The organism is Streptomyces sp. NPDC057617, from assembly GCF_042800555.1.
In the GTDB taxonomy this organism is placed as follows: Bacteria; Actinomycetota; Actinomycetes; order Streptomycetales; family Streptomycetaceae; genus Streptomyces.
This window is the reverse complement of the sequence record NZ_JBHVGV010000009.1, coordinates 397,602-424,337: the sequence shown is the minus strand read 5'-3', so window position 1 is coordinate 424,337 and position 26,736 is coordinate 397,602. Positions and strand designations below refer to the sequence as shown.

General features: G+C 71.8%; 22 protein-coding genes and 1 riboswitch. Of the genes, 10 read left to right on the top strand and 12 right to left on the bottom strand.

The window, feature by feature from the left end; genetic code table 11:
• Positions 1–19 precede the first annotated feature (19 nt).
• Positions 20–1,504 (top strand): DNA polymerase IV, encoded by a 1,485-nt coding sequence (locus ACFU9P_RS24080; RefSeq protein WP_376384434.1) that lies wholly within the window; start codon positions 20–22, stop codon positions 1,502–1,504.
• Here the strand turns inward: ACFU9P_RS24080 and ACFU9P_RS24075 are convergent.
• Positions 1,393–1,797 carry a PRC-barrel domain-containing protein gene (locus ACFU9P_RS24075; protein WP_376384437.1) on the bottom strand — a complete coding sequence of 135 codons (405 nt, stop codon included), beginning with the start codon at positions 1,795–1,797 and terminating at the stop codon, positions 1,393–1,395. The genes ACFU9P_RS24080 and ACFU9P_RS24075 overlap by 112 nt on opposite strands.
• Positions 1,798–1,908: 111 nt before the next feature.
• A riboswitch (glycine riboswitch) is annotated at positions 1,909–2,007 on the top strand.
• Between the two features lie 176 nt (positions 2,008–2,183).
• On the opposite strand from ACFU9P_RS24075, the gene gcvP reads away from it, so the two are divergent.
• On the top strand, positions 2,184–5,069 hold the full coding sequence (gcvP, locus tag ACFU9P_RS24070) for an aminomethyl-transferring glycine dehydrogenase (protein WP_384084221.1): 2,886 nt from the start codon (positions 2,184–2,186) through the stop codon (positions 5,067–5,069).
• A gap of 134 nt (positions 5,070–5,203) precedes the next feature.
• Here gcvP and ACFU9P_RS24065 read toward each other — a convergent pair whose 3' ends face one another.
• Entirely contained in the window at positions 5,204–5,410 is a 207-nt protein-coding gene (locus ACFU9P_RS24065) for a DUF5999 family protein (RefSeq protein WP_376384443.1), read from the bottom strand.
• A 327-nt stretch (positions 5,411–5,737) separates the two neighbouring features.
• Positions 5,738–6,346: a hypothetical protein gene (locus ACFU9P_RS24060; RefSeq protein WP_046508511.1), complete on the bottom strand. Its 609-nt coding sequence runs from the start codon at positions 6,344–6,346 to the stop codon at positions 5,738–5,740.
• Between the two features lie 501 nt (positions 6,347–6,847).
• Here ACFU9P_RS24060 and ACFU9P_RS24055 point away from each other — a divergent pair.
• Entirely contained in the window at positions 6,848–8,383 is a 1,536-nt protein-coding gene (locus ACFU9P_RS24055; RefSeq protein WP_376384448.1) for a glutamate--cysteine ligase, read from the top strand.
• A gap of 144 nt (positions 8,384–8,527) precedes the next feature.
• Here ACFU9P_RS24055 and ACFU9P_RS24050 read toward each other — a convergent pair whose 3' ends face one another.
• On the bottom strand, positions 8,528–10,297 hold the full coding sequence (locus ACFU9P_RS24050) for a substrate-binding domain-containing protein (RefSeq protein ID WP_384084216.1): 1,770 nt from the start codon (positions 10,295–10,297) through the stop codon (positions 8,528–8,530).
• A 97-nt stretch (positions 10,298–10,394) separates the two neighbouring features.
• Here ACFU9P_RS24050 and ACFU9P_RS24045 point away from each other — a divergent pair, with 97 nt between their 5' ends.
• On the top strand, positions 10,395–11,207 hold the full coding sequence (locus ACFU9P_RS24045) for a CPBP family intramembrane glutamic endopeptidase (RefSeq protein WP_376384561.1): 813 nt from the start codon (positions 10,395–10,397) through the stop codon (positions 11,205–11,207).
• Positions 11,208–11,259: 52 nt separating this feature from the next.
• On the opposite strand, the gene ACFU9P_RS24040 is transcribed toward ACFU9P_RS24045, so the two are convergent.
• From ACFU9P_RS24040 to ACFU9P_RS24030, 3 genes are all read right to left on the bottom strand, one after another.
• Positions 11,260–12,084: a PhzF family phenazine biosynthesis protein gene (locus ACFU9P_RS24040; protein WP_384084213.1), complete on the bottom strand. Its 825-nt coding sequence runs from the start codon at positions 12,082–12,084 to the stop codon at positions 11,260–11,262.
• Positions 12,085–12,244: 160 nt separating this feature from the next.
• The gene (locus ACFU9P_RS24035; protein WP_384084211.1) at positions 12,245–14,656 is read right to left on the bottom strand and encodes an AAA family ATPase; all 2,412 of its coding nucleotides are present in this window, start codon (positions 14,654–14,656) and stop codon (positions 12,245–12,247) included.
• Between the two features lie 5 nt (positions 14,657–14,661).
• Positions 14,662–15,114, bottom strand: coding sequence for a hypothetical protein (locus tag ACFU9P_RS24030; protein ID WP_376384458.1), 453 nt, complete (start codon positions 15,112–15,114; stop codon positions 14,662–14,664).
• Positions 15,115–15,474: 360 nt separating this feature from the next.
• Between ACFU9P_RS24030 and ACFU9P_RS24025 the strand changes: the two genes are divergently transcribed.
• Positions 15,475–15,897, top strand: a complete 423-nt coding sequence (locus tag ACFU9P_RS24025) for a PadR family transcriptional regulator (RefSeq protein WP_384084207.1) — start codon at positions 15,475–15,477, stop codon at positions 15,895–15,897.
• Positions 15,898–16,027: 130 nt separating this feature from the next.
• Here ACFU9P_RS24025 and ACFU9P_RS24020 read toward each other — a convergent pair whose 3' ends face one another.
• Positions 16,028–16,222 carry a hypothetical protein gene (locus ACFU9P_RS24020; RefSeq protein WP_384084257.1) on the bottom strand — a complete coding sequence of 65 codons (195 nt, stop codon included), beginning with the start codon at positions 16,220–16,222 and terminating at the stop codon, positions 16,028–16,030.
• A gap of 291 nt (positions 16,223–16,513) precedes the next feature.
• On the opposite strand from ACFU9P_RS24020, the gene ACFU9P_RS24015 reads away from it, so the two are divergent.
• From ACFU9P_RS24015 to ACFU9P_RS24005, 3 genes are all read left to right on the top strand, one after another.
• Positions 16,514–17,065, top strand: a complete 552-nt coding sequence (locus ACFU9P_RS24015) for a Clp protease N-terminal domain-containing protein (protein WP_384084204.1) — start codon at positions 16,514–16,516, stop codon at positions 17,063–17,065.
• 196 nt (positions 17,066–17,261) lie between these two features.
• A complete protein-coding gene (locus ACFU9P_RS24010) occupies positions 17,262–18,338 on the top strand; it encodes a DMT family transporter (protein ID WP_384084201.1) in 1,077 nt (358 codons plus the stop codon).
• Positions 18,339–18,594: 256 nt separating this feature from the next.
• A complete protein-coding gene (locus ACFU9P_RS24005; protein WP_384084254.1) occupies positions 18,595–19,530 on the top strand; it encodes a DMT family transporter in 936 nt (311 codons plus the stop codon).
• A 141-nt stretch (positions 19,531–19,671) separates the two neighbouring features.
• Here the strand turns inward: ACFU9P_RS24005 and ACFU9P_RS24000 are convergent, their stop codons facing one another.
• Positions 19,672–20,418, bottom strand: a complete 747-nt coding sequence (locus ACFU9P_RS24000; protein WP_384084198.1) for a pyridoxamine 5'-phosphate oxidase family protein — start codon at positions 20,416–20,418, stop codon at positions 19,672–19,674.
• A gap of 35 nt (positions 20,419–20,453) precedes the next feature.
• Between ACFU9P_RS24000 and ACFU9P_RS23995 the strand changes: the two genes are divergently transcribed.
• Positions 20,454–21,785 carry an aminotransferase class I/II-fold pyridoxal phosphate-dependent enzyme gene (locus ACFU9P_RS23995; RefSeq protein ID WP_384084195.1) on the top strand — a complete coding sequence of 444 codons (1,332 nt, stop codon included), beginning with the start codon at positions 20,454–20,456 and terminating at the stop codon, positions 21,783–21,785.
• Between the two features lie 30 nt (positions 21,786–21,815).
• Here the strand turns inward: ACFU9P_RS23995 and ACFU9P_RS23990 are convergent, their stop codons facing one another.
• On the bottom strand, positions 21,816–22,847 hold the full coding sequence (locus tag ACFU9P_RS23990) for a DMT family transporter (RefSeq protein ID WP_384084192.1): 1,032 nt from the start codon (positions 22,845–22,847) through the stop codon (positions 21,816–21,818).
• Positions 22,848–22,920: 73 nt separating this feature from the next.
• Between ACFU9P_RS23990 and ACFU9P_RS23985 the strand changes: the two genes are divergently transcribed.
• Positions 22,921–23,826 carry a LysR substrate-binding domain-containing protein gene (locus ACFU9P_RS23985; RefSeq protein WP_384084189.1) on the top strand — a complete coding sequence of 302 codons (906 nt, stop codon included), beginning with the start codon at positions 22,921–22,923 and terminating at the stop codon, positions 23,824–23,826.
• Positions 23,827–23,931: 105 nt separating this feature from the next.
• Here the strand turns inward: ACFU9P_RS23985 and ACFU9P_RS23980 are convergent, their stop codons facing one another.
• Both ACFU9P_RS23980 and ACFU9P_RS23975 read right to left on the bottom strand, forming a co-directional pair.
• On the bottom strand, positions 23,932–24,435 hold the full coding sequence (locus ACFU9P_RS23980; RefSeq protein ID WP_384084186.1) for a Rieske (2Fe-2S) protein: 504 nt from the start codon (positions 24,433–24,435) through the stop codon (positions 23,932–23,934).
• Between the two features lie 74 nt (positions 24,436–24,509).
• Entirely contained in the window at positions 24,510–26,693 is a 2,184-nt protein-coding gene (locus ACFU9P_RS23975; protein ID WP_384084183.1) for a prolyl oligopeptidase family serine peptidase, read from the bottom strand.
• Positions 26,694–26,736: the final 43 nt, after the last annotated feature.

The following is a 26,736-nucleotide window of genomic DNA, read 5'->3' as shown; positions in this document are numbered from 1 at the left end:
GTGAGGCAGCATCGGTCCTGTGAGATCCGCGCCGACGATCCTGCATCTGGACATGGATGCCTTCTTCGCCGCCGCCGAGCAGGCGGCGAAGCCGAGTCTGCGCGGAAAACCGGTGGTCGTGGGCGGGCTGGGGCCGCGCGGGGTGGTGTCGACGGCGTCGTACGAGGCGCGGCCCTTCGGGGTGCACTCCGCGATGCCGATGGCCCAGGCGAGACGGCTGGCGCCGAACGCGGCGTATCTGGTGCCGCGCTTCTCGCTCTACCGCGCGGTGAGCGAGCAGGTCATGGAGCTGCTCGCGCGGCTCTCGCCGCTGGTGGAGCCGCTGAGCCTGGACGAGGCCTTCGTGGACCTGGAGGCGGGCGGCTCGGCCCATGACACGGCGTCGGCGCGCGCGGCCGGCGAGCGGCTGCGGGCGGACATCAGGGCTGTCACCGGGCTGACCGGGTCGGTGGGGCTCGCCGGGTCCAAGATGCTCGCGAAGATCGGCTCGGAGCAGGCCAAGCCCGACGGGCTGGTCGTCATCGAGCCCGGCACGGAGCGGGAGCTGCTGGGGCCGATGCCGGTGCGCACCCTGCCCGGGGTGGGGCCCGCGACCGGGGAGCATCTGCGCCGGGCCGGGATGACCACGGTCGCCGAGCTGGCCGAGGCGGGCGAGGACGAACTCGTACGGCTGCTGGGGAAGGCGCACGGCGCCTCGCTGTACCGGATGGCGCTGGGGCACGACGACCGGCCTGTGGTGTCGGAGCGGGAGACCAAGTCCGTGTCGGTCGAGGACACCTTCGATGTCGATCTGCACGACCGGGTACGGGTGCGCACGGAGGTGGACCGGCTCGCGGACCGCTGTGTGGAGCGGCTGCGGGCCGGCGGGCACTCCGGGCGGACGGTGGTGCTGAAGGTGCGGCGGTACGACTTCTCGACACTGACCCGGTCGGAGACGCTGCGCGGGCCCACGGACGATCCGGGAGTGGTGCGGGAGGCGGCGGGGCGGTTGCTGGAGTCGGTGGACACGACGGGCGGGGTGCGGCTGCTGGGGGTGGGGGTGACGGGGCTCGCGGACTTCACGCAGGAGGATCTGTTCGCGCAGGCCGCGGCCGACCGGCCCGTACCGGCACCCGCCGCCGCGCCCGCGCCCGAGCCCGCACCGGCGCGGCCCGACGGGAGTGCCCAGGAGCCGGAGGCGCCCGCCGAGCGGCGCTTCCCGGCCGGACACGATGTGCGGCACACCGAGTACGGAGCGGGCTGGGTGCAGGGCAGCGGGCTGCGGCGGGTGACCGTACGGTTCGAGGAGCCCGGGTCCGTGCCGGGGCGGGTGCGGACCTTCTGGGTCGACGACCCCGATCTGACGCTCTCCGAACCGCTGCCCCTGGTGCCCGGGCCGGAGGCGGACCCCGGTCAGTCGTCCTGGCCGGCCAGCCGGCCGAAGTCGCGTTCGGAGTCCCGGTCGGACAGGGAGGCGGACCCCTCCGGCGGCTCGGGCTCAGGATCGGGGAGGGCGATGCCGTAGTGGTGGTAGAGCTGGAGTTCCTGCTCCGGCGAGAGATGGCGGCCGACACCGAAATCGGGGGCGTCCTTGATCAGCGCGCGCTCGAAGGGGACCTGGAGCGCGTCGTTCACCAGAGTGCTGGGGGCGAGCGGGACAAAGGCATCACGGCTGAACAGCCCGGTGCGGACCGCGGCCCACTCCGGGATCCCCGTGGCGTCGTCGAGGTACACCTCGTCCACCGTGCCGAGCCGGTGGCCGTCGCGGTCGAACGCCTTGCGGCCTATCAGGCTGCGCGGATCGATATCAGTCTCCACGGTCCCTCCAACGGGTCGCACATGCTCGTACCACTACAAAAATGCAGATCCGGGGTGTCGGCCACTCGAACGTCACGCTCAAGTCCTCGCTGGTACGCTGGCAGCGGCTGCTGACCCCGTGCGGGAGAGTCCTCCGGTCGAGAAGTCCGGAGGCGCCGAAGGAGCAAATCCTCCCCGGAATCTCTCAGGCCCCCGTACCGCGCGGACGAGGTCACTCTGGAAAGCAGGGCGGGCGTCGGACGGCATCCGCTCTCACCGACGGTGAAAGCCGGCCCGCCTCAGGCGGACCGGTGAAGCTCTCAGGTCGAGATGACAGAGGGGGAGGCCGTCCGGGCACCCGTGCCGTGGTGCCCCTCGCAGGTCGTGTCAGACCAGGAGGCCTCCCAATGACCGCCCACCGCATACCCCTCGCCCAGCTGGAGCGCGGTACCCCCTTCGAACAGCGCCACATCGGGCCCGACACGGGGGCGCAGGCGAAGATGCTGGCGCAGGTCGGGTACGGCTCGCTCGACGAGCTGACGGCCGCCGCGGTGCCCGAGGTGATCAGGAGCGCGGAGGCGCTGGACCTGCCGGGCGCGCGCACCGAGGCCGAGGTCCTCGCCGAGCTGCGGTCGCTCGCCTCGCGCAATCAGGTGCTGGCGCCGATGATCGGCCTCGGCTACTACGGCACGTTCACCCCGCCGGTGATCCTGCGCAACGTCATGGAGAACCCGGCCTGGTACACCGCGTACACGCCGTACCAGCCGGAGATCTCCCAGGGGCGCCTCGAAGCGCTGCTCAACTTCCAGACCGTCGTGGCCGACCTGACCGGCCTGCCCACTTCGGGCGCGTCCCTGCTCGACGAGGGCACCGCCGCCGCCGAGGCGATGGCGCTGTCCCGCCGGGTCGGCAAGGTCAAGGGCGGGGTCTTCCTGGTGGACGCCGACGCGCTGCCGCAGACCATCGCCGTGATCGAGACCCGCGCGGAGCCGACCGGGGTCGAGGTGGTGGTCGCCGATCTGAGTGAGGGCATCCCGTCCGAGGCCGCCGAGCGCGGGGTCTTCGGGGTGCTGGTCCAGTACCCGGGCGCCTCCGGTGCCGTACGGGACATCAGGCCCGTCGTCGAGCAGGCGCACGCCCTCGGCGCGATCGTCACCGTTGCCGCCGATCTGCTCGCGCTGACCCTCCTCACCCCGCCCGGCGAGCTGGGCGCGGACATCGCGGTCGGCAGCAGCCAGCGGTTCGGGGTGCCGATGGGCTTCGGCGGACCGCACGCCGGGTTCATGGCCGTACGGGAGAAATTCGCGCGCAGCCTGCCGGGCCGGCTCGTCGGGGTCTCCGTGGACGCCGACGGGAACAAGGCGTACCGGCTGGCGCTCCAGACCCGCGAGCAGCACATCCGCCGCGAGAAGGCCACCAGCAATATCTGCACCGCTCAGGTGCTGCTCGCCGTGATGGCGGGGATGTACGCGGTCTACCACGGCCCGGAGGGGCTGCGCGGGATCGCCAGGCGCACCCACCGGTACGCGGCGATCCTGGCCGCCGGGCTGTGCGCGGGCGGGGCGGAGACCGTGCACGGCGCGTACTTCGACACCGTGACCGTCCGGGTGCCGGGGCGGGCCGCCGAAGTGGTCGCCGCCGCCCGCGAGGACGGCGTCAACCTGCGCCTCGTCGACACCGACACCGTCTCCGTCGCCTGCGACGAGACCACGGGCCGCGCCCAGGTGACCGCCGTATGGACCGCTTTCGGGGTCACGGGCGACCTCGACGCGCTGGACGAGACGACGGACGACGCCCTGCCCGGGGCGCTGCTGCGCACCGACGACTATCTGACGCACCCGGTCTTCCACCAGTACCGCTCGGAGACGGCGATGCTGCGCTATCTGCGCCGGCTCGCCGACCGTGACTACGCGCTGGACCGCGGCATGATCCCGCTCGGCTCCTGCACCATGAAGCTCAACGCGACGACCGAGATGGAGCCGGTCACCTGGCCCGAGTTCGGGGCGCTGCACCCCTTCGCGCCGGCCGAGCAGGCGCAGGGCTACCTCACCCTGATCAGGGAGCTGGAGGAGCGGCTCGCCGAGGTCACCGGTTATGACGCGGTGTCGCTCCAGCCCAACGCCGGTTCGCAGGGCGAACTGGCCGGGCTGCTGGCCGTACGGGCGTACCACCGGGCCAACGGCGACACGGGCCGTACCGTCTGTCTGATCCCGTCGTCCGCGCACGGCACGAACGCGGCGAGCGCGGTGATGGCCGGGATGAAGGTCGTTGTCGTCAAGACCCGCGAGGACGGCGACGTCGATGTCGAGGACCTGCACGCCAAGATCGCGCAGTACGGCCCCGAACTGGCCGTCCTGATGGTCACCTACCCGTCCACGCACGGGGTGTTCGAGGAGCACATCGGCGACATCTGCGCGGCCGTGCACGACGCGGGCGGCCAGGTGTACGTCGACGGCGCGAACCTCAACGCGCTGGTGGGGCTGGCCAAGCCGGGCCGGTTCGGCTCGGACGTGTCCCATCTCAATCTGCACAAGACCTTCTGCATCCCGCACGGCGGCGGCGGTCCGGGTGTCGGTCCCGTCGGGGTACGGGCGCACCTCGCCCCGTATCTGCCCAACCACCCGCTCCAGCCCGCGGCGGGACCCGCGACGGGCGTCGGGCCGGTCTCGGCGGCGCCGTGGGGCTCGGCCGGCATTCTGCCGATCTCCTGGGCGTACGTACGGCTGATGGGCGGCGAGGGGCTCAAGCGCGCGACCCAGGTCGCCGTGCTCGCCGCCAACTACATCGCCAAGCGCCTTGAGCCGCACTACCCGGTGCTCTACACGGGCCCCAACGGGCTGGTGGCGCACGAGTGCATCGTGGATCTGCGGCCGCTGTCCAAGGCCACCGGGGTGAGCGTCGACGACATCGCCAAGCGCCTGATCGACTACGGCTTCCACGCGCCGACGATGTCGTTCCCGGTGGCCGGCACGCTGATGATCGAGCCCACCGAGAGCGAGGACCTGAACGAGATCGACCGCTTCTGCGAGGCGATGATCGCCATCCGTCAGGAGATCGAGAGGGTCGCGTCGGGCGAGTGGCCCGCGGACGACAACCCGCTGCGCAACGCCCCGCACACGGCGGCCACGCTGGGCGGGGAGTGGGAGCACCCGTACAGCCGCGCCGAGGCGGTCTTCCCGGCCGGGGTGCCGGCGGCGGACAAGTACTGGCCGCCGGTCCGCCGTATCGACGGTGCGTATGGCGACCGCAATCTGGTCTGCTCCTGCCCGCCGTTGGACTCGTACGACCACTGACGGACACGGCCGCTGACCGGCTCGTACGGTCACTGCCGGGCGGCAGGGCACGGCACGCGTCGGGGCCGGTGCGGAGGAAGCTCTCCGGGCCGGCCCCAGTCAATTCCGGCGGCCCCCCGGGACCGCCGACGGCATCAGGCCGCCGTCACCACCTGCTCGGTGCCCAGCGGGCGGTGCGGGGCGATGATCTTTCCGTCCGGCAGCAGTTCACCGGTGTCCTCGAAGACCAGGACGCCATTGCACAGCAGACTCCAGCCCTGCTCCGGGTGGTGTGCCATCAGTCGTGCGGCGTCGCGGGCGGCGGAGTCGGCTGTCGGGCAGGCTGGTTGATGCTGGCACATGGGCGAGTTCTTTCGCTGTGTCGTGGTGAGAGTCCTGCGGCTCGATGTGGTCAAGGCCGCCCCCCGTATCTGTTTGGTCCAGTCCTAGTGTTGCCCTACAGATGGCAATCCGCAGGGATTTCGCGGCAGCTCTTCCTTTTGCTTAAGGACGTGTCACCCGCCCGGACGGTTCAGTTCAACTGGACTGTCCTTTCGGGTGGTTCAGGGTGACCTGAGAGGACTACTCCGCATGGGCAAAAGAGTGCCCCGCGGCCGGAGTGGCCGCGGGGCACAGAAGGGGTACGGAAGAAGACGCGACAGTGAAAGGCCCGAACCGCCGGAGGCGCTTCAGGCCGTAGTGCTCAGCAGCGGAGCGGGAGCGAGCCGCAGTCCGATCATGGGCAGCAACTCGGCCACCCGGTGCGGACGGTGGGCCGCGAAGCCCGGCGGCGCGGGTGCGAGCGGCACCAGGATGTCGGCGGGCGCGGGCGCCCCCGTGGAGGCGTCGGCCTCCGTGTCCCCGTGCAGCCAGAGCGTGAGCATGTACAGCTCGGGAACCGACAGCAGCCGCGGCTGGAAGTCGGTGCCCAGGGTCTCCGCCTGGCGGAGCGCACGCTCCGTGGCGGTGATGTACGGGCCTTCGAAAAAGCGCGAGAAGGCCCAGCCGTCCGCGGTGAGCATGGTGTCGGCGGCGGCCACGGCACGGTCGCCGCTGTGGATCAGGAACCGCCAGCCGACCAGCCTGGTCTGTGGTGTGCGGGCCTCGGCGGTACCGGTCAGGCTTGCCGGGGTGACATGACTGAGCACATGGACGGGAAGCGGCAGTTCGGGGCTCAGCGGTCCCTGGACGGACTGCAGAGCGGGGGTGCGGGCATCGCGCACGGCGGTAGGGGAACCGAGTGCCGCGAGAACGCTGCGCAGCGCGGGCGCGGGAGCCGGGGGAACATGCAGCGGCATGGTGGGTTGCCTCTCACTTCTGGAGACAGGGTGATGCGTGAGGTGGAGCGCGGGCGAGTGCCGACGTCACTGTCAGCATCGGGTCAGAGGCCGGCCCAGGGCCGTGGAACGACCGGACGCCGGCTCTCTGCCTCGTGGGCGCAGTTTATACGACACGTGTTCACGGCATGTTTCTGCTAGCTCTCGCGGATATTGCCCGCAAGACATATTCCGGTCCGTCTTCTGCGGACTTTCTGTTGATAAACAGTGAAGGCAGGCGTCTGGCCTGGGCTTGTCCGTCCGGACGGGTCGGCTGAAACTCGCCGTCGTTTCCCAGGGGCCATCGGACGCCGGAAACGGAACCCGCCGTCATGCCAAAGGAATGTGCCGTACGACCGTTGTGGACACTCTACCCCCGACCGGGCGACCACGGGGACGTTACGGATCACCCAGTCTGGGCATTATCGATCGTGACGCGAGCGGCCGACGCCGCGGGCTGCCCACTCGAGGAGGGACACTTCGATGGGGGAGAAGGTCGAGGCGGACGGGTCCGAGCTGTCCGATCGGCGGAAATACCGCAGGAAGCTGCAGCAGTGCCTCGCGGTGCTGGGGCGGCTCCTGGCCGAGGAGAGGTTCGACCGGCCCAAGAATCTGATGGGTCTGGAGATCGAGCTGAATCTCGTCGGCTCGGACGGGATGCCCCGCATGCTGAATGCGGAGGTGCTCAGGCGTATCGCGAGCGGTGATTTCCAGACCGAACTTGGAATGTTCAACATGGAAGTGAATGTGGCTCCGCACCGGCTGAGCGGACGCGTTCTCGACCAGCTTGCCGAGGAACTGCGCGCGGGTCTCGGATATGCCCACAGGAAAGCGTGCGAGGTCGATGCGGGAATCATGATGATCGGTATTCTGCCGACTCTCGGACGGCATGATGTGGTCCCCGACAATCTCTCGGACGTCCACCGTTACACCCTGCTCAACGATCAGATGGCGGCGGCCAGGGGCGAGGACTTCACCCTGGACATCGAGGGGGTCGAGCGGCTCACCTGCACATCGGCGTCCATCACGCCCGAAGCCGCCTGCACCTCCGTACAGTTGCACCTCCAGGTCACCCCCGACCGGTTCGCGGATGTGTGGAACGCGGCCCAGGCGATGGCATCGGTGCAGGTGGCACTTGGTGCCAACGCGCCGTTCCTGTTCGGCAGGGAGCTGTGGCGCGAGTCCAGACCGCCGCTGTTCGAGCAGGCCACCGACACCCGGCCGCCGGAGCTGAAGGCCCAGGGGGTACGCCCCAGGACCTGGTTCGGCGAGCGCTGGATCGAGTCCGCGTACGACCTGTTCGACGAGAATCTGCGCTATTTCCCACCCCTGCTGCCGATCTGTGACGACGAGGACCCGCTGCGGGTGCTCGACGAAGGGGGCGCGCCGCAACTCCAGGAACTGGCGCTGCACAACGGCACCGTCTACCGCTGGAACCGCCCGGTGTACGAAGTGGCCGGCGGCGTACCGCATCTGCGGGTGGAGAACCGGGTTCTGCCCGCGGGCCCCACCGTCACCGATGTGATCGCCAACGCCGCCTTCTACTACGGACTGGTGCGGGCGCTCGCCGAGGACGCCCGGCCGGTGTGGAGCCGACTGCCCTTCGCCGAGGCCGCCGCGAACTTCGACGCCGCCTGCCGCCATGGCATCGACGCCGAGCTGCGCTGGCCGCGGCCGGGGCGGGCCGCCGGAATCACCTCGGTGCCGGTGGTCAAGCTCGTACGGGACGAACTGCTGCCGCTGGCCGCGGCGGGGCTCGACGCGTGGCAGGTCGAGCCCGCCGACCGGGACTTCTATCTCGGAGTGATCGAGGGGCGGTGCCAGCGGCGGATGAACGGGGCGTCCTGGCAGGTGGACACCTTCCACCGGGCGCTGGAGGCCGGTCTGGAGCGGGATGCCGCGCTGGCGGCCACCACGCGGCGGTACGCCGAGCTGATGCACCGGGGGGACCCGGTGCACACCTGGCCGCTGGGGCTGCCGACGCTGTCCCTGAGGGAGGAGACCGGGGCTGGGAGCTGAGAGGGCGAGGGGTGGCCGGGAGCGGCCGGGGTTCGAGCAGGCGGCCGGGAGCGGACGGGGCCAGGGATGGTGCGCGTGGCCGGGTCTACGATGCGTGCGCGTGGCGGGAGCGGCCGGGGTCGGGGATCGCGTGCGTGGCCGGGTCTACGATGCGTGCGTGTGGCCGACCGCCATGATCGCCCGCAGGATCACGGCCTGGATGTCGGCGGGGTCGCTCACCTCGTACCCCGCCCCCTCCGTCGCCTCGGCGATCTGGTCGACCTCACGCCGGTCCGCGTCCGGCCCCACGGCGATCGCCACCAGGGACACCGGGCGCGCGGGATCCACGAGTTCCTTGAGCTGCTTGATGAGTTCGGCGCGGGAGATGCCGTCGTCGTCCTGGTTCGAGCCGTCGGTGAGCAGGATGACCGCGTTGAACTTGCCTCGTACGTAACCGGCTTGGGCTTCGCGGTAGGCAGCCAGCGCCGTGTCGTACAGCCCGGTATCGCCGTCCGGGATGGGCTTGAGCGCGGTGATGGCGCCGGACAGCCGCTCGCGGTGCGTGCCACCGCCCTTCACCGGGTCGCCGAGCCGGACCGTCTCCTGAAGCTTGCGGTAGTCCTTGGCGCCGTCGAGCCGGGTGCTGAACTCCCACAGCCCGATCTCGTCCTCGGGCGTGAAGGTGTTGAGGGCCCGGAGGAGCGAGGCCTTGGTGATGTCCATCCTGCTCTGCCCGTTCCGCCCCGGTACGGGCGCGGTCATCGAGGCCGAGGCGTCCACGACCGTCGTCAGCCGGGCGCTCTGCACGGTCACCGTCCACAGCCCGAGGGCCTGCTGGACCGCCTCGGACGACGGCGAGCCCGAGTCGCGGTCCTCGTACGGCTGCGGGGAGCGGCCGCCCGCCGTGCTGACCAGCGTGGGCGCCACCGGGGAGTCCGCGACCCGGAAGCCGTGCTGTTGCAGGGTGCGGTACGCGGGCTTCTCGCCGAGCAGCAGCATGAAACGCATGGCGGCGCGGCTCTGGTCGGTGGTGAGGCGGGTGACGTTGACGAGGTTGTACGGGTAGTCGAGCGCGGGCGCGCCGTCCGTCGGGTAGAAGAGGCTGAGGTTCGCGGTGCTGGTGCCGGCCGCGTTGTGCGCGTACGCGGCCTGCTCGGAGAGCAGCACCGCCTCATTGGCTCCGTCCGTGTCCTGGCCGTCCGCTGCCAGGGTCCGGAGTGCCTGGGTGTCGGAGTCGGAGACGCGGCGGGTGAGCAGCTCGGCGGTGGCGGCGGTGAGTGTGGTGTCCTTCGGCGCCTCCCGCCGGGAGGACTCGGAGATGCTGCTGAGCGCGAGCAGGCCGGTGGCGCTGCGGGCGGGATCGGCGGCGCCCAGGAGCAGGCGGTCCTTGCCGGTCGCCAGGGCGGCGAGCCCGGCCCAGGTGTAGGTCTTCCCGGGCCAGCCCAGGGCCCTGGCGGACTCCGGCACCGTGGCCAGTGTCACCGGCGAGAGGGCCACATTGCCCGCCGGGGTCAGCGGGATGCCGTCGCGCCCCGCCCCTTCGGCGCGGTCCACCCAGACTCCGGAGTCGGGCACCCAGATCTGGAAGTCCGGGGTGGTGGCGCCGGCGGCGAGCAGGTCCGCGACCTTGTCGTTCTCGCGGGCCTCGACCCGTACGTCGAGACAGCGGCCGTCGGAGGTGATCCGGTCCCGGCGGGCGCGGTCGGCCACGGAGCGCAGGGCGGGGGCGATGTCGGGCGAGGCCACCAGGTTCACCCGTATCGGAGCGGGGTCGCACGGACCGCCGAACGAGAGCAGCCCGCTGCCCACCGCGACCCCCGCCCCCGTCGTCACGGCGAGGACGATCGAGACGGCGATGGCCACGCGGCGGCGGCGCGGCGAACCGGCCCTGCCCGCGCTCCTTGAGGGCTTGTGGGGCAAGCTGTGACGTCCCATGGTCCCCGGCCTGTCGTACGCGATCTTCGTACCTGCATTCGAGACCCTAGCGGCACCGCGCACGGCATGGGACGGGAATAGTCAACTGGAGGCGGGCGTGCAGGCGGAGGCGGGACGGGTGGCCGGTTCTTACCCCGAGGAGGTTCCCGAGGGGGCCGTTCAACGGCGGACCCTGCGGTCCGAGACGGTGCTCGTACTGGCGCTTTCACTGGGTGCGAGCGGGGTGTCGGCGCTGATCAGCTTTGTCGGTTCGCTGACAAAGCCGGGCGCGCTCAGTGACCAGGCGGCTTCGCTCAATTCGTCGGCGGCCCCCGGGCGGCCGTGGCTCGATCTGGCCTGGCAGCTCTTCGGGATCACGACCGCCCTGGTGCCGGTCGCGCTGGTCGCGCATCTCCTGATCAGGGAGGGCAGCGGGCTGCGCGCCATCGGCTTCGACGGGCGTCGGCCCTGGTCGGACCTGGGGCGCGGCGCGCTGGTGGCGGCGGGGATCGGCAGCACGGGCCTGGCCTTCTATCTGGCGGTGCAGGCGGCCGGTTTCAATCTGACGGTCGTGCCGGAGTCGCTGCCCGAGGTGTGGTGGAAGTTCCCGGTGCTGATCCTCTCGGCGGTGCAGAACGCCGTACTGGAGGAGGTCATCGTCGTCGGATATCTGCTGCGCAGGCTCGGGCAGCTCGGGTGGACACCGATGGCGGCGCTGGTGGGCAGCTCGGTGCTGCGCGGCTCGTACCACCTGTACCAGGGGGTCGGCGGCTTCCTGGGCAACATGGTGATGGGCGTGGTGTTCGTGCTGCTCTACCGGCGATGGGGGCGGGTGGGGCCGCTGGTGGCGGCGCACGCGCTGCTCGACATCGGGGCGTTCGTGGGGTACGCGCTGCTGGCGGGGAAGGTGGGCTGGCTGCCCACGGTGTAGTGGCGCTGTGGCAGCGCTGGGATCCGCGGCGGTTCAGGGGGAGCGGGGGCCTTCAGGGGGAGCTGAGGAGTTCACCGTCGATGACGGTGACCGCGCGGCCGGTGAGCAGGGTCCGGTCGCCGCGCAGTGCCGTACGGACGAGTCCGGTACGGGCGGAGGCCTGGAGGCCGGTCAGTTCCGTACGGCCGAGCCGCTCGGACCAGAACGGCGCGAGCGCGGTGTGGGCGCTGCCGGTCACCGGGTCCTCGTCGATACCGGCCCCCGGGTAGAAGCACCGCGAGACGAAGTCATAGCCGCCCCGGCCCGGGTCCTCGGCGGCCGCGGTGACGATGACGCCGCGCCGGGAGAGGCCGACGAGCGCGGCGAAGCCGGGGGCGAGTGCGCGTACGGTCGCCTCGTCGGCCAGCTCGACCAGCAGGTCCCCGACATGCGCCGCGGTGTCGTGCACCGAGACCGGCCGCGCGCCGAGCGCCTCCGCCATGCCGTCCGGGATCCGCGCGGGCGTCAGCGACGAGGTCGGAAAGTCGAGGGTGAGGGTGCCGTCCTCGGCCGCGGTGGCCCCGAGGACCCCGGGGCGGGCGGCAAACCGTACGGCACCTGTCGCGCGCCCCGTGGAGCGCAGCACATGCGCGGTGGCCAGCGTGGCATGCCCGCACAGATCCACCTCGGTGACGGGCGTGAACCAGCGCAGCGCCCAGTCCGCGTCCCCGCCGGGCGGCAGGGGGTGCGCGAAGGCGGTCTCCGAGAGATTCACCTCGGCCGCCACCCGCTGGAGCCAGCCGTCGTCGGGAAAGGCGTCGGAATCCAGGAGCACCACGCCGGCGGGGTTGCCCGCGAAGGGCCGGTCGGTGAAGGCGTCGACGATTCGAATCCGCATGCACTGAGCGTAGGAGACGGGGCCCGTGGGGCCGCGCCTGGGACGTCCCGTCTCAATGATCTGGTGTGTTGACGGTGCTGTGACCTGCGGCGACCAGATCAGTTGAGACGCCGGATTGCCGGAAATCCGGCCGCGACGGGACGGTGCCGAGGTCTGTTGTTCAGGGACGGCGTCGGCGGGCGAAGCGGTGGCGCTGGGCCCACCAGTCCTGGCCAGTTGCCGGCGTCGGGTCGGCCAGCAACCGCCGCACCCGCTCCGAGGGCTCCGCTGCCCAGGTCGCGTCGATGAAGCGGACGAAGAGCTTGTCCGCCCGTCGCAGGGTTATGGCCGCCTCGTCGTGGCGGCCCAGGTGACGCAGAGCCAGACCCAGGTTGATGAGCGCGAACCCCTGCTTGTAGACCTCGCCGGCGCGACCGAAGATATCGGTGGCCTTGCCAAGCACCGACGCGGCAAGGGCGGGCTCGGTCACGCTGTCCAGCAGCTCCGCGAGGGCTTCGAGGGCGTAGTCCTCGCCCTGGAGGGAGCGGTTGCTTTCGAAGACACTGACCGCCAGGCCGAACGCGTCGACGGCGTCCTCAATCCGCCCGGCCGCACGCAGGGAGACCCCCCGTTGGACCAGTTGCTCGCCCAGACCGTTCGGGCTTCCGGCCTGGTGAAACTTGTCGGCGGCCAGCCGCCGTGCTGCGGCGGCCCCCTCGTAGTGGCCCAGCAAGTGGAGGGCGGTGCCGAGGTTGGCGAGGGCTTTCGCATGAGCGACGAGGTCCCCGAGCTCCTCGAAGAGTTCGACGGCCCTCGCCTGCCGTTCCAAGCTCTGTCTGCCCGGCCGCTCGGCCATGACGGCACTGTTGTTGAGGTGCACCGCCTCCGCACGCTGATCAGCGAGGCCCCGGTGAAGTGCGGCCGCCTGCCAGTGGGCCTCGGAGGCCATCGCCCCGATCTCCGAATCCCATCGCATGGCCTCCGCGACATCTCGCAGCAAACTGGCCAGCGACGCCAGCAGTCCGGTGAGACCAACCCCCTCGTTCGACAATGTGGTGTGGGCGGCGGTCGCCAGTAGGTTCGCGCGCTCGGATTCGAGCCAGGTGAGGACCCCCGCCACCTCGGAACGCCGGGCCTCGCCAAGGGAGTCACGGCGCAGCAGGCGCTCCGGATCCGACCCGGCGGCGTCCCGGGACGGCAGCAGGTCGGGCATCTGCTCGCTGAGGACTTCGACAGCCATCCGGGCGGTCGAGCGGAAGTGCTCCCAGAACCGCTCGGTCGCGGTGTCGTCCGGATCCGAGCGAGGGTCGAAGTAGATCTCCTCGTCGCGCATCACCGGTGAGTCCAGCCGCAGAATGTCCGCGGCTCGGCGTATTCCGTTCAGATAGAACGTCACCAGCCGCACCCCGGCCGCCTTGCGCTGCTCAGGCGGGGTGTCGGACGCCAGGCGCTCACTGGAGAAGAGCCGCACCAGATCGTGGAGTCGCCAGCGACCTCGTGTGTCGCCATGGTGCAGCAGGTGGGCCCGGGCCAGAGATTCCAATACCCGGCGCGACTCCCTCTCGTCCGTGTGGCCGAGTACCGCGGCCGCTTCGGTCGAGATGTCAGGCCCATGGTGGAGTGCCAGCAGCCGGAACATCTCGGCGACGGGGCCCGTCAGGCTCCGGTAGGACAGGTCGAAGGCTGAACGGATCGACAGGTCCTCCACCTCCAGCTCCGCGAGCCGGGCCCGCTCGTCCTCAAGGTCCCGCGCCAGCTCCGCCAGTGGACGAGAAGGTTCCTCGGCGAGCAACGCCCCGACGATCCGCAACGCCAGGGGGAGGTACGCGCAGAGTCGGGCGATCGCACGGGCAGTCTGCGGGTCGCGGACGGTGCGGTAGTCGGTACCGCGGGCACGTCGCAGAATGCCCGCGAGCAGCCCTACCGAGGTCTCCTCGTCCAGCACATCCAAATCGAGCAGCCGGGCGTCCAGGGTGGCCAGGCTGTTCCGGGAGGTGACGATCGCACGCGTCCTGTCATCGACCGGCAGGAGGAGGCGAACTTGTTCGACGCTCGACGCGTTGTCCAGCACTACGGCCAGCGCCTGGCCGTCCCGCGCGTAGGCCGTCAGAATGGAGGCGTACAGGCGTGAGCGGTCGTCGGGACGTGGCGGGATGTGCTCGGCCGGTACGCCGAGCGCCCGCAGTATGCCGTCGAGGGCTTGACCCGGCGTCAGCCGTCGTGGCCCGTCGTAGCCGTGCAGATCGACGAAGAGTACGCCCCCTGGGCACCAGCCACGATGCTGGGCCGCGCGCACCGCCTGGACGGCCAGTTCCGTCTTACCCACGCCCGGCAGGCCCGTGACCACGGACAGCGCCGTCCGGCCCGTCGAAGAAGGGTCGAGGACGTCCAGCAGGACGCTCAACTCGGTTTCCCGGCCCATGAACTCCGAACTGCCGGCAGGCAGCGCCGACAGCGCCGGGGTGACCTCAGGGGGCAGTTGCACCGTGATGTCTCGACCCTGGATCACCGTATGGAAGAAGACACCGCCGCTGATCCTGTTCGATATCGACCCGCTCGCGCCGTCCTCACCGAACGCGTCCGCCCCGGCCATACCGGTCAGTCTCCTACTGGCGGCGTGCTGGCGCCGGGGGCAGCCGGGGGCGGGGGCAGGGTGGTGGAGGAGACTCCGGAGAAATCCCGGCCCTGCTGCACCGGACCGGAAAAGGTGCCACCGCTGATCGTGTTGTGCACCTCACCGTCACCGGTGCGCACCAGCCGTGCCTGCTCGTGCCATCGCTGCAAACCGGCAGAGAAATCCCCGTCCAGCACGGCCCGCACTGCCAAGGCGGTGCTCAGGGCCTGCGCGCGGGCCGGGTCTGTTGGCGCCTGAGCCAGCCTGGTCAGCTCGGCCTCTCCGGAACTGACCGCCGGAGCATCGGGGGAATCTCCCTGAGCACACCGGAACGGACGCCGCACCAAGGCACTCAGCCCTGTCCAGGCCTGCCGTCCGGCCTCACTGCCGGCGCCGCCGGCCAGCGCCGCCAGCAGCGCCACCGAGACTGGATCCACCGCACACCACCCTCCGCGCCTACACCCTCACCGAGAGTGGACGCGCTACGAGAACACACGGTTGCGCGGAAGGCCAATCGAAAATTCCTTGCCGAGCGAGCAGTTCCGATATATCGTTGAAGCATCGCGACAGATCAACGATGAAACGATGAGAGGAGCGTAGCGATGCGTTCACATGGACATGAGCACGGTCACGGTCCGCAGGGACCGGGGGCTGAGCACTGCGGGCCCGGGCGGCCGGGGTGGGGCGGTTTTGAGGGGCGGCGGGGGGCTTTCGGGCCGTTCGGGCCGCCGTTCGGCGGTCCTTTCGGTGGCGGCCGGGGGCGTGGCGGTGGCCGGGGGAGGGCGCGGCGCGGTGATGTGCGGGCGTCGATCCTGGCGCTGCTGAAGGACCGGCCGATGCACGGTTACGAGATGATCCAGGAGATCGGCGAGCGCAGCGGCGGGGCCTGGCGGCCCAGCCCGGGCTCGGTGTACCCGACACTCCAGTTGCTGGAGGACGAGGGGCTGATCAGCAGTCGGAGCGAGGGCGGCAAGAACCTGTTCACGCTCACCGACAGCGGGCGCGCGGAGGCCGAGTCGGGGCCCGAGGCGCCCTGGGAAGAGGCCGGGCGCACCTTCGACTGGGACACCATGAACGAGATCCGGCAGGCCGGCTTCGGGCTGATGGAGGCGTTCGGACAGGTCTGGAAGACCGGTACGCCCGAGCAGCGCCAGAAGGCCCTGGGGGTCATCAACGAGACCCGCAAGAAGCTGTATCTGATCCTCGCCGACGACGAGTGACCGCCTTGACGGTACGCGTACAAGTGCGCGTACGGGCACAGGTACGGGTACGGGTACGGGTGTGAGGGCCCCGCGGCTTCGGTTGCGGGGCTCTCGTACGTCCTGCGTCCCGTACGCCCGCGTCCCGGCCTCAGACCTGGTCCACCGGGCCGAGCCGCCAGAGCACCGCCGAGTCGAACCGGTCGGAGGCCCGGGGATGCGGCCCTTCGTCATGGCAGTGGAACGCGGCCCAGAAGACATCCCCGCGCAGCGCCTCGGGCGGCGCGTACACGCGGTAGACGTACTGCCGCCCGTCCATGGCGAGCAGGGCGACCATCCAGTACAACGGCCCCTCCTCCCGGCGGCGGTGTCCGCCCCTGCCCCTGTCCATGCGCGTCCATGCGCGTCCGTACGTCGGACGCGCGGGCGCTCCGCGCCGGTTGCGCACCGGCGGCTCCGGCGCCGAAGGCAAGACGGCGCGACGCCCCCGGGGGAGAACCGGGGCGATCTCATTCGTAAGGAGGAGAACCCGCGTCGGCACGCCCACCCTCCGGCGGACGTGTGAATGCTTCCCGCCGGGGATGCCCGGCCCGAAACGGACTGATGGGGTGAGAGGGTGCAGAGCCCTCCTCCGCGGGTGCCGGAACAGAACGCACCCACCCGAACGGACCGCGCCGCACCGGCGCGCGCCGGATCGAGGCAGGCCGAGGCCAGGGCCGAGGCCGAGTCTCGGCTCACCGTGGAGCTGGCCACGGCGCTCTCCCGCGCGCGCCGCAGGGCGCTGCGCGACGGTGACAAGCAGATCGACACGGCGCATCTGCTGCACTCGCTGCTGGAAGCGGACCCGGAGGTACGGGCGGCCTTCGACAGCGGCGCCCAGACGACCAGGGTGCTCGGCTATCTCGTACAGCGCAGCATCGGCTACGGACTGCGCTGGCAGGGGACGGTGGAGGACTCCGGAACCCTCCCCGTGGTGCGGGGCCGCGCCCTGAACGGCTGGTCGCCGCAGGCCGTCACTGCCATGAGGGGAGCCCTGGAGCGCGCCGCGCTGCGCGGTGACCCGCGCGCTCGCGGGCTCGATCTGCTCGCCGCGCTCGCCTCCGACCGGGAGTGCCGGGCGGTGGATGTCCTCGTACGGGCCGGGGTGGACGCCGAGTCACTGGCCGGGCGGCTGTCCCGCCAGGCGTGAACGGGTGGGTGTGATCCGGTGCGTGTGATCCGCTGCGTGTGATCCGGCGGGTGCGACCCGGCGGGTGTGGTGCCCAAGACTTGCGGTGCCCGGGAGATGTGGTGCCCGAGAGGCGTGGCCAAGCCGCGTCGTGCCCCAGGTGTCCGACAGGTGTAATGGGGCTGTGGCTCCTGACGGGAGCTGACATGATGACGCCATGCACGCGTCTCAGGGGAGGAGCGTCGGCCTGGGCATCGCCCTGGTCTCGGCGTTCGCGTTCGGCGGTTCGGGTGTCGCGGCCAAGCCGCTCATCGAAGCGGGGCTCGACCCGCTCCATGTGGTCTGGCTACGGGTCACCGGCGCCGCGCTGGTCATGCTCCCGCTGGCCTGGCGCCACCGGTCGCTCCTGCGGCGCAGGCCCGCGCTGCTCGCGGGATTCGGGCTGTTCGCGGTGGCCGGGGTGCAGGCCTTCTACTTCGCCTCGATCTCCCGTATCCCCGTCGGGGTCGCGCTGCTCATCGAGTACTTCGGCCCGGCGCTGGTCCTGCTCTGGGTACGTTTCGTCCAGCGCCGCCATGTGACACGCTCCGCCGCGGTCGGGGTGGTGCTCGCGGTGGGCGGGCTGGCCTGTGTGGTGGAGGTCTGGTCGGGGCTCAGCTTCGACCCCGTCGGGGTGCTGCTCGGGCTCGGCGCCGCCTGCTGCCAGGCGTTCTACTTCATCCTGGCCGACCAGGGCAGCGGTGGTGCGGACGCGCCGGATCCGCTGGGAGTGATCGCGTACGGGCTGCTCGTCGGGGCCGTCGTACTGACCGTGATCGCGCGGCCCTGGGGCATGGACTGGTCGCTGCTCGGCGGGAGTGCCGACATGAGCGGTACGGACGTGCCCGCCGCTCTGCTGCTCGGCTGGGTCGTACTGATCGCGACCGTGCTCGCCTATGTGACCGGCGTGGTCTCGGTGCGCAGGCTCTCCCCGCAGGTGGCCGGTGTGGTCGCCTTCCTGGAGGCGGTCGTCGCGACCGTACTGGCCTGGGTGCTGCTGCGGGAGCACCTGTCGACGCCTCAGATCATCGGCGGCGCGGTAGTGCTCGCCGGTGCCTTTATCGCCCAGTCGACAACTCCGGCGGCGCAGAAGCCGCCCGCCGGGCCGGTGGCGGGCGGGCCGGGCGGTGCGCGTACGGCGGACGGCGCGACGGATGCCGAGGTCGAAGCCCCGATGGGAGCGGCGGTGGATGGAGCGGTGGATGTGGGCAGCGCGCGTGAGACGCGGTTGTCCGCCGAGGGCACCGCACCGTAAGGTGCCGATCATGCATTCGACCGTGCTGCCGCCTCCCGCCGCTTAGCGCGGGCGGCCATCCGCTGACGAAGACCGGGTTCGGGCCGGGCTGTCCACAGGACAGGACCGGGTCCCGTGCGGTTCGTCGCTGCCCGCGTGACGGAGCTGAGCGACCATCCACCCGTTCTTCACACGGAGACGTCACGTGTCGATTCCCTCTGCCACTTCTGCCCCCACGCCTTCGGAGCCGGGATCCGCCTCCGCTGCGGCCTCCGGCCTGCCCGTCGGGCGGGGCCTGTTCTTCCTGATCGTCGCCGGGGTCGCCTGGGGGACCGCCGGAGCCGCCGGCTCCCTGGTCTACCGGATCAGCGATCTCGGCCCCCTCGCGCTCTCCTTCTGGCGCTCGGCCGGCGGGCTCGTCCTGCTGCTGGGCGTTCTTGCGCTCCGGCGCCGCCGCCGGGAACCCGCGCCCGTCGAGCCGGTCCGCCGGCGGCTGCTCCGTATCGCCGCGACCGGAGTCGGGCTGACCGTCTTTCAGAGCGCCTACTTCGCGGCCGTCGAGGCGACGGGACTCGCGGTCGGCACCGTGGTCACCCTGGGCGCGGGACCTGTCCTCATCGCCCTCGGGGCGCGTCTCACCATGGGGGAGCGGCTGGGCGGCGGCGGGTTCGCCGCGGTGGCCGGTGCCCTGGCCGGTCTCGGGGTGCTGGTCCTGGGCGGCGGGAGCGGCTCCGTACACCCCGCCGGGGTGGCCTTCGCGCTCCTTTCCGCGGCCGGATACGCGGCGATCACCCTGCTCACCCGGAGGCTGGGGCGCGACGGCGGCGGCGCCGACTCCGTGTCCACCACGGCCTGGGCCTTCGCCATCGGCGCGGTCCTGCTGCTGCCGCTCGCCGCGGGCGAGGGACTGGTGCCGGGGACCGCGGAACCGGTGCGGGTGATCTGGCTGCTGGTGTACGTCGCGGCCGTGCCCACCGCGCTCGCCTACGCCCTCTACTTCGCCGGGGCCGCGGTGGTGCGCGCCGCGACCGTCTCCGTGATCATGCTGCTGGAGCCGGTGAGCGCGGCGGTGATCGCGGTCGTCCTGCTCGGTGAGCGGCTGACCGTGGCCACCGTGGCGGGCACGCTGCTGCTGCTCGCGGCGGTCGCGGGGCTGGCACTGGCCGAGGCCAGGGGCGCTGCGGTACGGCGCAGGGCGGCGGCGCCGGCGTGACGGCAGGGGGCGCGGGACCTGTGCCCGCGCCCCCGTCCCCGTACACCTTCCGCGCGACCGGCGCCTTTCCGTGCGACCGGCCTCGACCAGAGCCCCGAAGCCCAGAGCCCCGAAGCCCAGAGCCTCTGAGCGCCCAGAGCCTCAGAGCACGGACAGATAGTCGGGCAGGGTGATCGACGGGTCGAGGTCGTCCGCCGGTACGGGCGCGCCGTAGCCGTGTGTGAGCGGCACCACCCCGGCCCAGTGCGGCAGTCCCGTGTCCTCGGGATCGTCGCCGGGCCCGCCCGTACGGACCTTCGCGGAGACCTCGTCCAGATCGAGCCGGATCACGGCGGTCGCGGCCAGTTCGCGGTCATTGGCGGGGCGCGAGTCGTACGAGCGGCCGGGGACCACATGGTCGACGATCGCGTCGAGCGCGCCGCGCCGCTCGTCGGCGTCGGTGACCGGGCGGGCGATGCCGTGGACCACCACGGAGCGGTAGTTGATGGAGTGGTGGAAGGCGGAGCGCGCCAGCACCAGCCCGTCGACATGGGTCACGGTCAGACAGACGGCCAGCCCCGGGTCTTCCTGGCCTGTCGCCTCCTGGCCCGTCGCGTCCTGGCGTGCCGCGTCTTCCTGGCGTGCCGCGCGCGGTCCGCCCGCCATGCGCAGCGGGCGCGAGCCGGTCGAGCCATGGACGTACAGCCGCTCGTCCACCCGGCCGTAGAGCGTCGGGAGGACCACCGGAGCGCCGTCGCGGACAAAACCGAGATGGCAGATGTACGCCTCGTCGAGTATGGCGTGCACCAGCTCGCGGTCGTACGCCGCGCGCTCCCGGGCGCGGGTGGGGACGGTGCGCGGGGTGGGCCGGTAGGCGGCGGTGGCGTCCGGCGGCGCGGTCTCCGACATTGCGTCCTCCATTGCACTAGTGCATAGTGTTCTTTGTGCTAGGAGAGTATCGGATTACGGGTCGGGGTGCGGCGGAGATTTCCGCCGACGTGGAGCGGGCGGTGGGTACGGGCAAGCTGGTTCCGGGCCAACTGCTGCCCCCGATGCGGGAGTTGGCGGCCGAGCTGGGTGTCAATCCGAATACCGTCGCGGCGGCGTACCGGACCCTGCGCGAGCGCGGGGTGATCGAGACGGCGGGGCGCAGGGGCAGCCGGATCCGGCCGCGTCCCGCCAGTACGGCCCGGGGCTCGATCCGGGTCGAGGCGCCTCCGGGCGTACGGGACGCGTCGGAGGGCAACCCCGATCCGGCCCTGCTGCCCCCGCTGCACGACGCCCTCGCCGCCGCCGCGCGCCACCATGCCCGGCAGCCCATGCTGTACGGACATGCGCCCGTCGACCCCGATCTGGCGAAGCTGGCCCGCGCCGATCTTGATGCCGACGGGGTGCCGCCCGGCCCCGTCGCCGTCACCTCGGGGTCGCTGGACGCCATCGAACGCGTGCTGGCCGCCCATCTCCGCCCCGGTGACGCGGTCGCCGTCGAGGACCCGGGCTGGGGCGGTCTGCTGGACCTCGTGCCCGCGCTCGGACTGCGGCCCGTACCGGTCGGGCTCGACGACGAAGGCCCCCTCCCCGCCGATCTGGACCGTGCGCTGCGGTCCGGAGTCCGCGCGGTCGTCGTCACCGACCGTGCGCAGAACCCGACCGGCGCCGTGGTGAGCGCGGCCCGCGCGCAGGAGTTGCGTGCCCTGCTCGCGGCCAGGCCCGAGGTGCTGCTGATCGAGGACGACCACGGCCACCGCATCGTGGACGTACCGCTGCACCCGCTCGCCGGGGTCACCGACGCCTGGGTGCTCGTACGCTCCACCGCCAAGGCGTACGGGCCCGATCTGCGGCTCGCCGTGCTGACCGGGGACGCGGTGACCGTGGACCGGGTGCTGGGACGCCAGCAGCTCGGCCCCGGCTGGGTCAGCGGACTGCTCCAGCGGGCCGTCGTACACCTCTGGACCTCGGGCGCCGTGGACGCGCGGGCCGTGGCACGGTCGTACGGGCGGCGGCGCGACGGACTCGTACGGGCGCTGGCCGACCGGGGCGTCGAGGCGCAGGGGCGCAGCGGCATGAACGTCTGGGTGCCGGTCGCCGACGAGACCGGCGCGGTGGCGCGGATGCTGCACGCGGGCTGGGCGGTCGCGCCGGGCGCGCGCTTCCGGATGGCCGCGCCCCCGGCCGTACGGCTGACCGTGTCGTCCCTGACGGACGCCGACATCGGCCCCGTTGCCGACGCGCTGGCGGAAGCCGCGGGACTCGCGCCCGCGCGCGCCTACGGCTGACCGCTCCTGCGCGCCTGGGTCGGACAGGGCCTACGGCTTGCGGCCCGCCGGTTTCCCGGCCCGGCTCTGGGTGAGCGCGGCTCCGGCGAGGATGACCAGGGCGCCGACGGGCGTGTTCCAGGTCAGTTCCTCACCGAGGATCGTGACCCCGGCCGCGGTCGCGATGACCGGGATGAAGTACGTGACCATCGTGCCGGTCGTCGGGCCGACCTCGGCGACCACTCCGTACTGGAGCAGGATCGCCAGCCCGGTGCCCAGCGCGCCGAGTACGAGGACGGAGAGCAGCGGGCCGACCGGGAACGAGGTCGGCAGGGTGGTGAACAGCGGGGTGACCAGCGCCAGTTGGAGCAGGGCGAGGAAGAGCTGCGCGCCGGTCAGGGAGAGATGGGAACTGCTGCTGCCCGCCAGGGTGCGGCGTACGTAGATCCAGCCGACCGGGTAGCTCAGCGACGCCAGCAGGGCCATCGCCGTACCCGTGAGGTCGAGGCCCGAGAAGCCCTGCCAGGCGCCGAGCACGGTCAGTACCCCGAGGAAGCCGATGCCCAGACCGGCGACCCGGCGGCGGGTGGGCCGGTCCTCGGAGAGCGCGACGAGGGAGAGCGCCATGCCCCACAGCGGCGAGGTGGCGTTGCAGATGCCCGCGAGTGTCGAGGGGATCGTCAGTTCGGCGTAGGCGAACAGCGAGAACGGCAGCGCGTTCAGGAGAAAGGCCGCCACCGCGAGATGGACCCAGGTGCGCGAGCCCCGGGGGAGCCGCTCGCGCCGGACCGCCATCGCGACGGCCAGCACCGCCGTACCGAAGAACAGTCGGCCGAAGGTCACCTGGAACGGCGCGAAGCCGTGCGTACCGACCTTGATCAGCAGAAAGCTGAAGCCCCAGATGACCGCGAGCGCCGCGAACCGGATGCGCCAGTCGAACCGGATACGCCCGCCGAAGGAGAAGCGGGTACGGGCCGGAGCCGGCCCCGGAGCCGGGGGCGGCGGTGCGGTGGCTGTGGCGGGGGACGGCGTGATCGACGGGGCTGAGGACGGTCCTGGGCCGGGCGGGGTCGCGGTGCTCATACGGCCACGATGTCGTGAACCACCTCGTAGAACAAGCGAGAATATCTCGGCGCTTCTGATTAGTATCGCTTACATGTTGAATCTGGAGAGGCTGCGGACCCTGGACGCCCTGGCCCGCCATGGCTCGGTGAGCGCCGCCGCCGAGGGACTGCATGTGACGACCTCGGCCGTCTCCCAGCAGCTCGCCAAACTGGAGCGCGAGGTGGGCCAGCAGCTCCTGGCCAGGAACGGGCGCGGGGTGCGGCTCACCGACGCGGGACGGCTGCTCGCCGATCACGCGGCGCGCATCATCTCGCAGGTGGAGGTCGCGCAGTCGGACATCGAGGCGCAGCGCGGCCGGGTGGTCGGAGAGGTGCGGATCTCGGCCTTCCCGACAGCCGCGCGCGGGCTCTTCCCGGCGGCGATCAGCGCCCTGCACGAGAGCCACCCCGAACTGCGCGTGACATCCCGCGAGTTGGAGCCCGAGGCAGGGATACGAGGGGTCAGCAGAGGCGATGTCGATCTCGGGGTGGTGCTGGACTGGAGCAACAAGCGGCTGCCCGTACCCGGCGGACTGGCCACCGCGCATCTCCTCGACGACGCGGCCGATGTGGCCATGCCCGCAGGCCACCCACACGCGGACCGTACGGAAGTGGACCTGGAGGAGTTCGCCGACGACCCCTGGGTGTCCTGGCCGGAAGGCGAATTCTGTTACGACTGGCTGATGTTCACGCTCCGGTCCAAGGGGATCGAGCCGCGCATCGCCCATCTCGCGGGGGAGCACCACACCCAACTCGCCCTGATCGCGGCCGGACTCGGCGTCTGTGTCGCGCCGAGGCTGGGCCGCGGGCCCGTACCGGAGGGCGTGGCGGTCGTTCCCGTGCGGCAGAAGATGCGCCGCCATATCTACGCGGTGTGGCGGACCGACGCGGACCGCCGCCCGTCGATCAGGGCGGCGGTCGAGGCCCTGCGCGAAGCGGCCCGGCTGGTGGAGGGCTGACCACGTCGGTGGAGGGCCGACAACGCCCGTACGAGTGACGGCCGGCGGGCTCCACTCCCTGCCGACGAAGAGTGGAGCCTGCCGGCCGCCGGTCTGCGGCCGCTGTCAGGCGAGCGTGATCGAGTCCCCGGTGACAGTGATCGACGCGGCGGGCAGCGGCTGGGTCGCGGGCCCGGACTTCACACTGCCGTCCGCCGCGCTGAACTGGCTGCCGTGGCACGGGCAGTGGATGATCCCGTCGGAGATGTCCTTCACCGCGCAGCCCTGGTGGGTGCACTTGGACGAGAAGGCCTTGAACTCGCCCGCCGCGGGCTGCGTGACGACCACGCCCTTGTCGGCGAAGACCATGCCGCCGCCCTCGGGGATTTCGCTGGTCTTCGCGAGGACATCGCCCCCGCCGGCGCCGTCCGAGCTGCCCGCGCCGGACGTGCCGCCGGCGCTGTCCGTGGCGTCACCGCCGCCCGCCGGAGCCTCGCCCGCGGAGTCCGCGGGCGCGTCCGATCCGCTGTCGCCGCACGCGACGAGCGCCGCGCCCAGTCCCACCGCTCCGGCTGCCGCCACCACCGTCCTGCGCGTCACGACCCGTGCGGACCCCTGCCATCCCGTCATACCCAAGCTCCGTTCGACGGCCGGCTCTCGGTCGGCCGGTTCACCGGAAGATACGCAGCGGAGTACTGCGATGTTCAAGCACCGGGGGACGAATCGAGGGATTTTTTCAGAAAGCCGAGTTCGTGCAGGAGCAGACCGTCCGCCACCCCTTCCCGGGCGACGAGATGGCCCGCACCGGGCAGCGGCAGTACGGAGTGTGGGTGGCCGGCGGCGAGGAGCGCCGCCGAGAGCCGGAGCGTATGGGCCGGGACCACATTGTCGTCGGCGAGTCCATGGATGAGCAGCAGGGGGCGGACCGGGACTGTCGCGCTCTTGACGTACGAGAGCGGGGAACTGCGCTCGTAGCCCTCGGGCTGGACCTCCGGGTGGCCGAGGTAGCGCTCCTCCCAGTACGTGTCGTACAGCCGCCGGTCGGTGGGCGGAGCGCCCGCGACCGCCGCGTGGAACACATCGGGGTGGCGCAGCACCGCGCCCGCCGCCAGACAGCCGCTGAACGACCAGCCCCGGATGCCGACCCGCGCCAGGTCGAGCGCGTCGTACCGCTCGGCCGCCGCGTGCAGCGCGTCGATCTGGTCCGTGAGAACGGGCGCCAGCCGGTCGCCGACGATGGCGCGCTGCCACTCCACCCCGCGCCCGGGAGTGCCGCGCCCGTCCGTGGCGAGCACGGCGAAGCCGTGCTCGGCGAACCACTGGCACACCGCCGTGTACCAGGCGCGCGCCTGTGTCACCACCTGCATACCGGGCCCGGCGTAGGGACTGAGCAGCACCGGCAGCTTGCGGCCCGAGCCCTCCTCGTACCAGGAGGGCAGATGGAGCCGGGAGCGCAACTCCCGCCTGCCGAGGGTGAGATGCACCGGGCGTGGGGTGACCAGCGGCTCCTCGGCGAGCACCGCGATCCGGCCCACGGGCTTTCCGCCGCGCAGGACGGTCACCCGCCGGCCGTCCGGTGTCGCGCTGTCGAGGACAAGGGTGTCGCCGCCGACGGCGCCCGAGTGCACCCCGGGCTCGTCGGTCAGCCGCACGAAACCCCTCTCCCCCTCATCCGCCCCTTCGTACGACCCTCCATACGACGCCTCGTACGACCAGACATGGACCTCCGTCGGCTCCTCGCTCGCCGTGAAGTACACCCGCTCGCCGACCGCGCCCAGCACCTCGCGGATCTGGAGTCCGGCAGGGGAGAGGACCTCCCCGATCCGGATCGAGCGGGTGTCGCCCTGGACACAGGGCAGTACCAGCACACCGGAGGCGGTGCGGAGCGGCGCGCCCGGCGGGAACTCCACCCAGTGGTCGTCCGTCTGCCGGGACAGCGGTTCGACCGCGCCGGTCGCCGGATCGGCCCGCAGCACCCACATCGTCCGCTGGTCCCGGGTCTGGACACTGATCAGCGGACCCGCACTCTCCCACTCTGCGCTGACGACATACTCGAAGGCGAGGTCCTGCCACCGGCCCTCGGGAGCCTCGTCCTCGGGCGCCCGGGCGGGCAGTTGCACGGGGGTGTGGACGCCGTCGACCGTGACCAGGCGGAGCGAGGTCTCCGCGTTGGCCGTCCCCGCCGCCGGATAGCGGATCGCACGCGGCGGCCGGGCCGGGTCCGCCGGATCCCCGATGTACCAGCGCGTCACCATCGAGGCGTCGACCCGGGCCACCAGCAGGGCATCGCCCGCCGGCGACCACCAGTAGCCGCGCGATCTGCCGATGGATTCGGCAGCGACATGATCGGCCAGGCCGTAGGTCACATCCGCGGTCTCGGGCCGCGCCAGCGCCCGGTCCCGGGTCCCGTCCGTCCGTACGGTACGCAGGGCGCCCCCGGTCACATAGGCGATCAGGGTGCCGTCCGGGGAGGGGCGCGGGTCGGTCGCCGGTCCCGCGGTGGGGATGTGCCAGGGGTCGCCGCCGTCCGTCCGTACCGCCCAGAGCGCGCCTCCCAGCGCGAACGCCACCAGCCGGGCGGCACGGTCGGTCGCGTATGCCACCACCCCGGCGGCGGTCACCCGGTCCCGCTCGCGCCGCGTCCGTTCCTCGTCGGACAGCAGTTCCTCGGGCCCGGGCCCGGTCAGCGTCGCCGGGTCGGCGAGGATCCGTTCCTCGCCGTTCTCGTACAGCCACAGCGGGGTACGCGGATCGGAGCCGGAGACGGACCGTACGAACAGCACCCGCTCACCGTCCGGGGAGACGGTGAAGCGGCTGGGGACACCGAGCGAGAAGCGGCGGGTACGGGCGAACTGGCGCGGGAACGCAGTGAGATCGGCGGGCTGCATGGGCGGGTGTGGCCTCCGGGCTTCTGTACGAGTTTCTGGACGG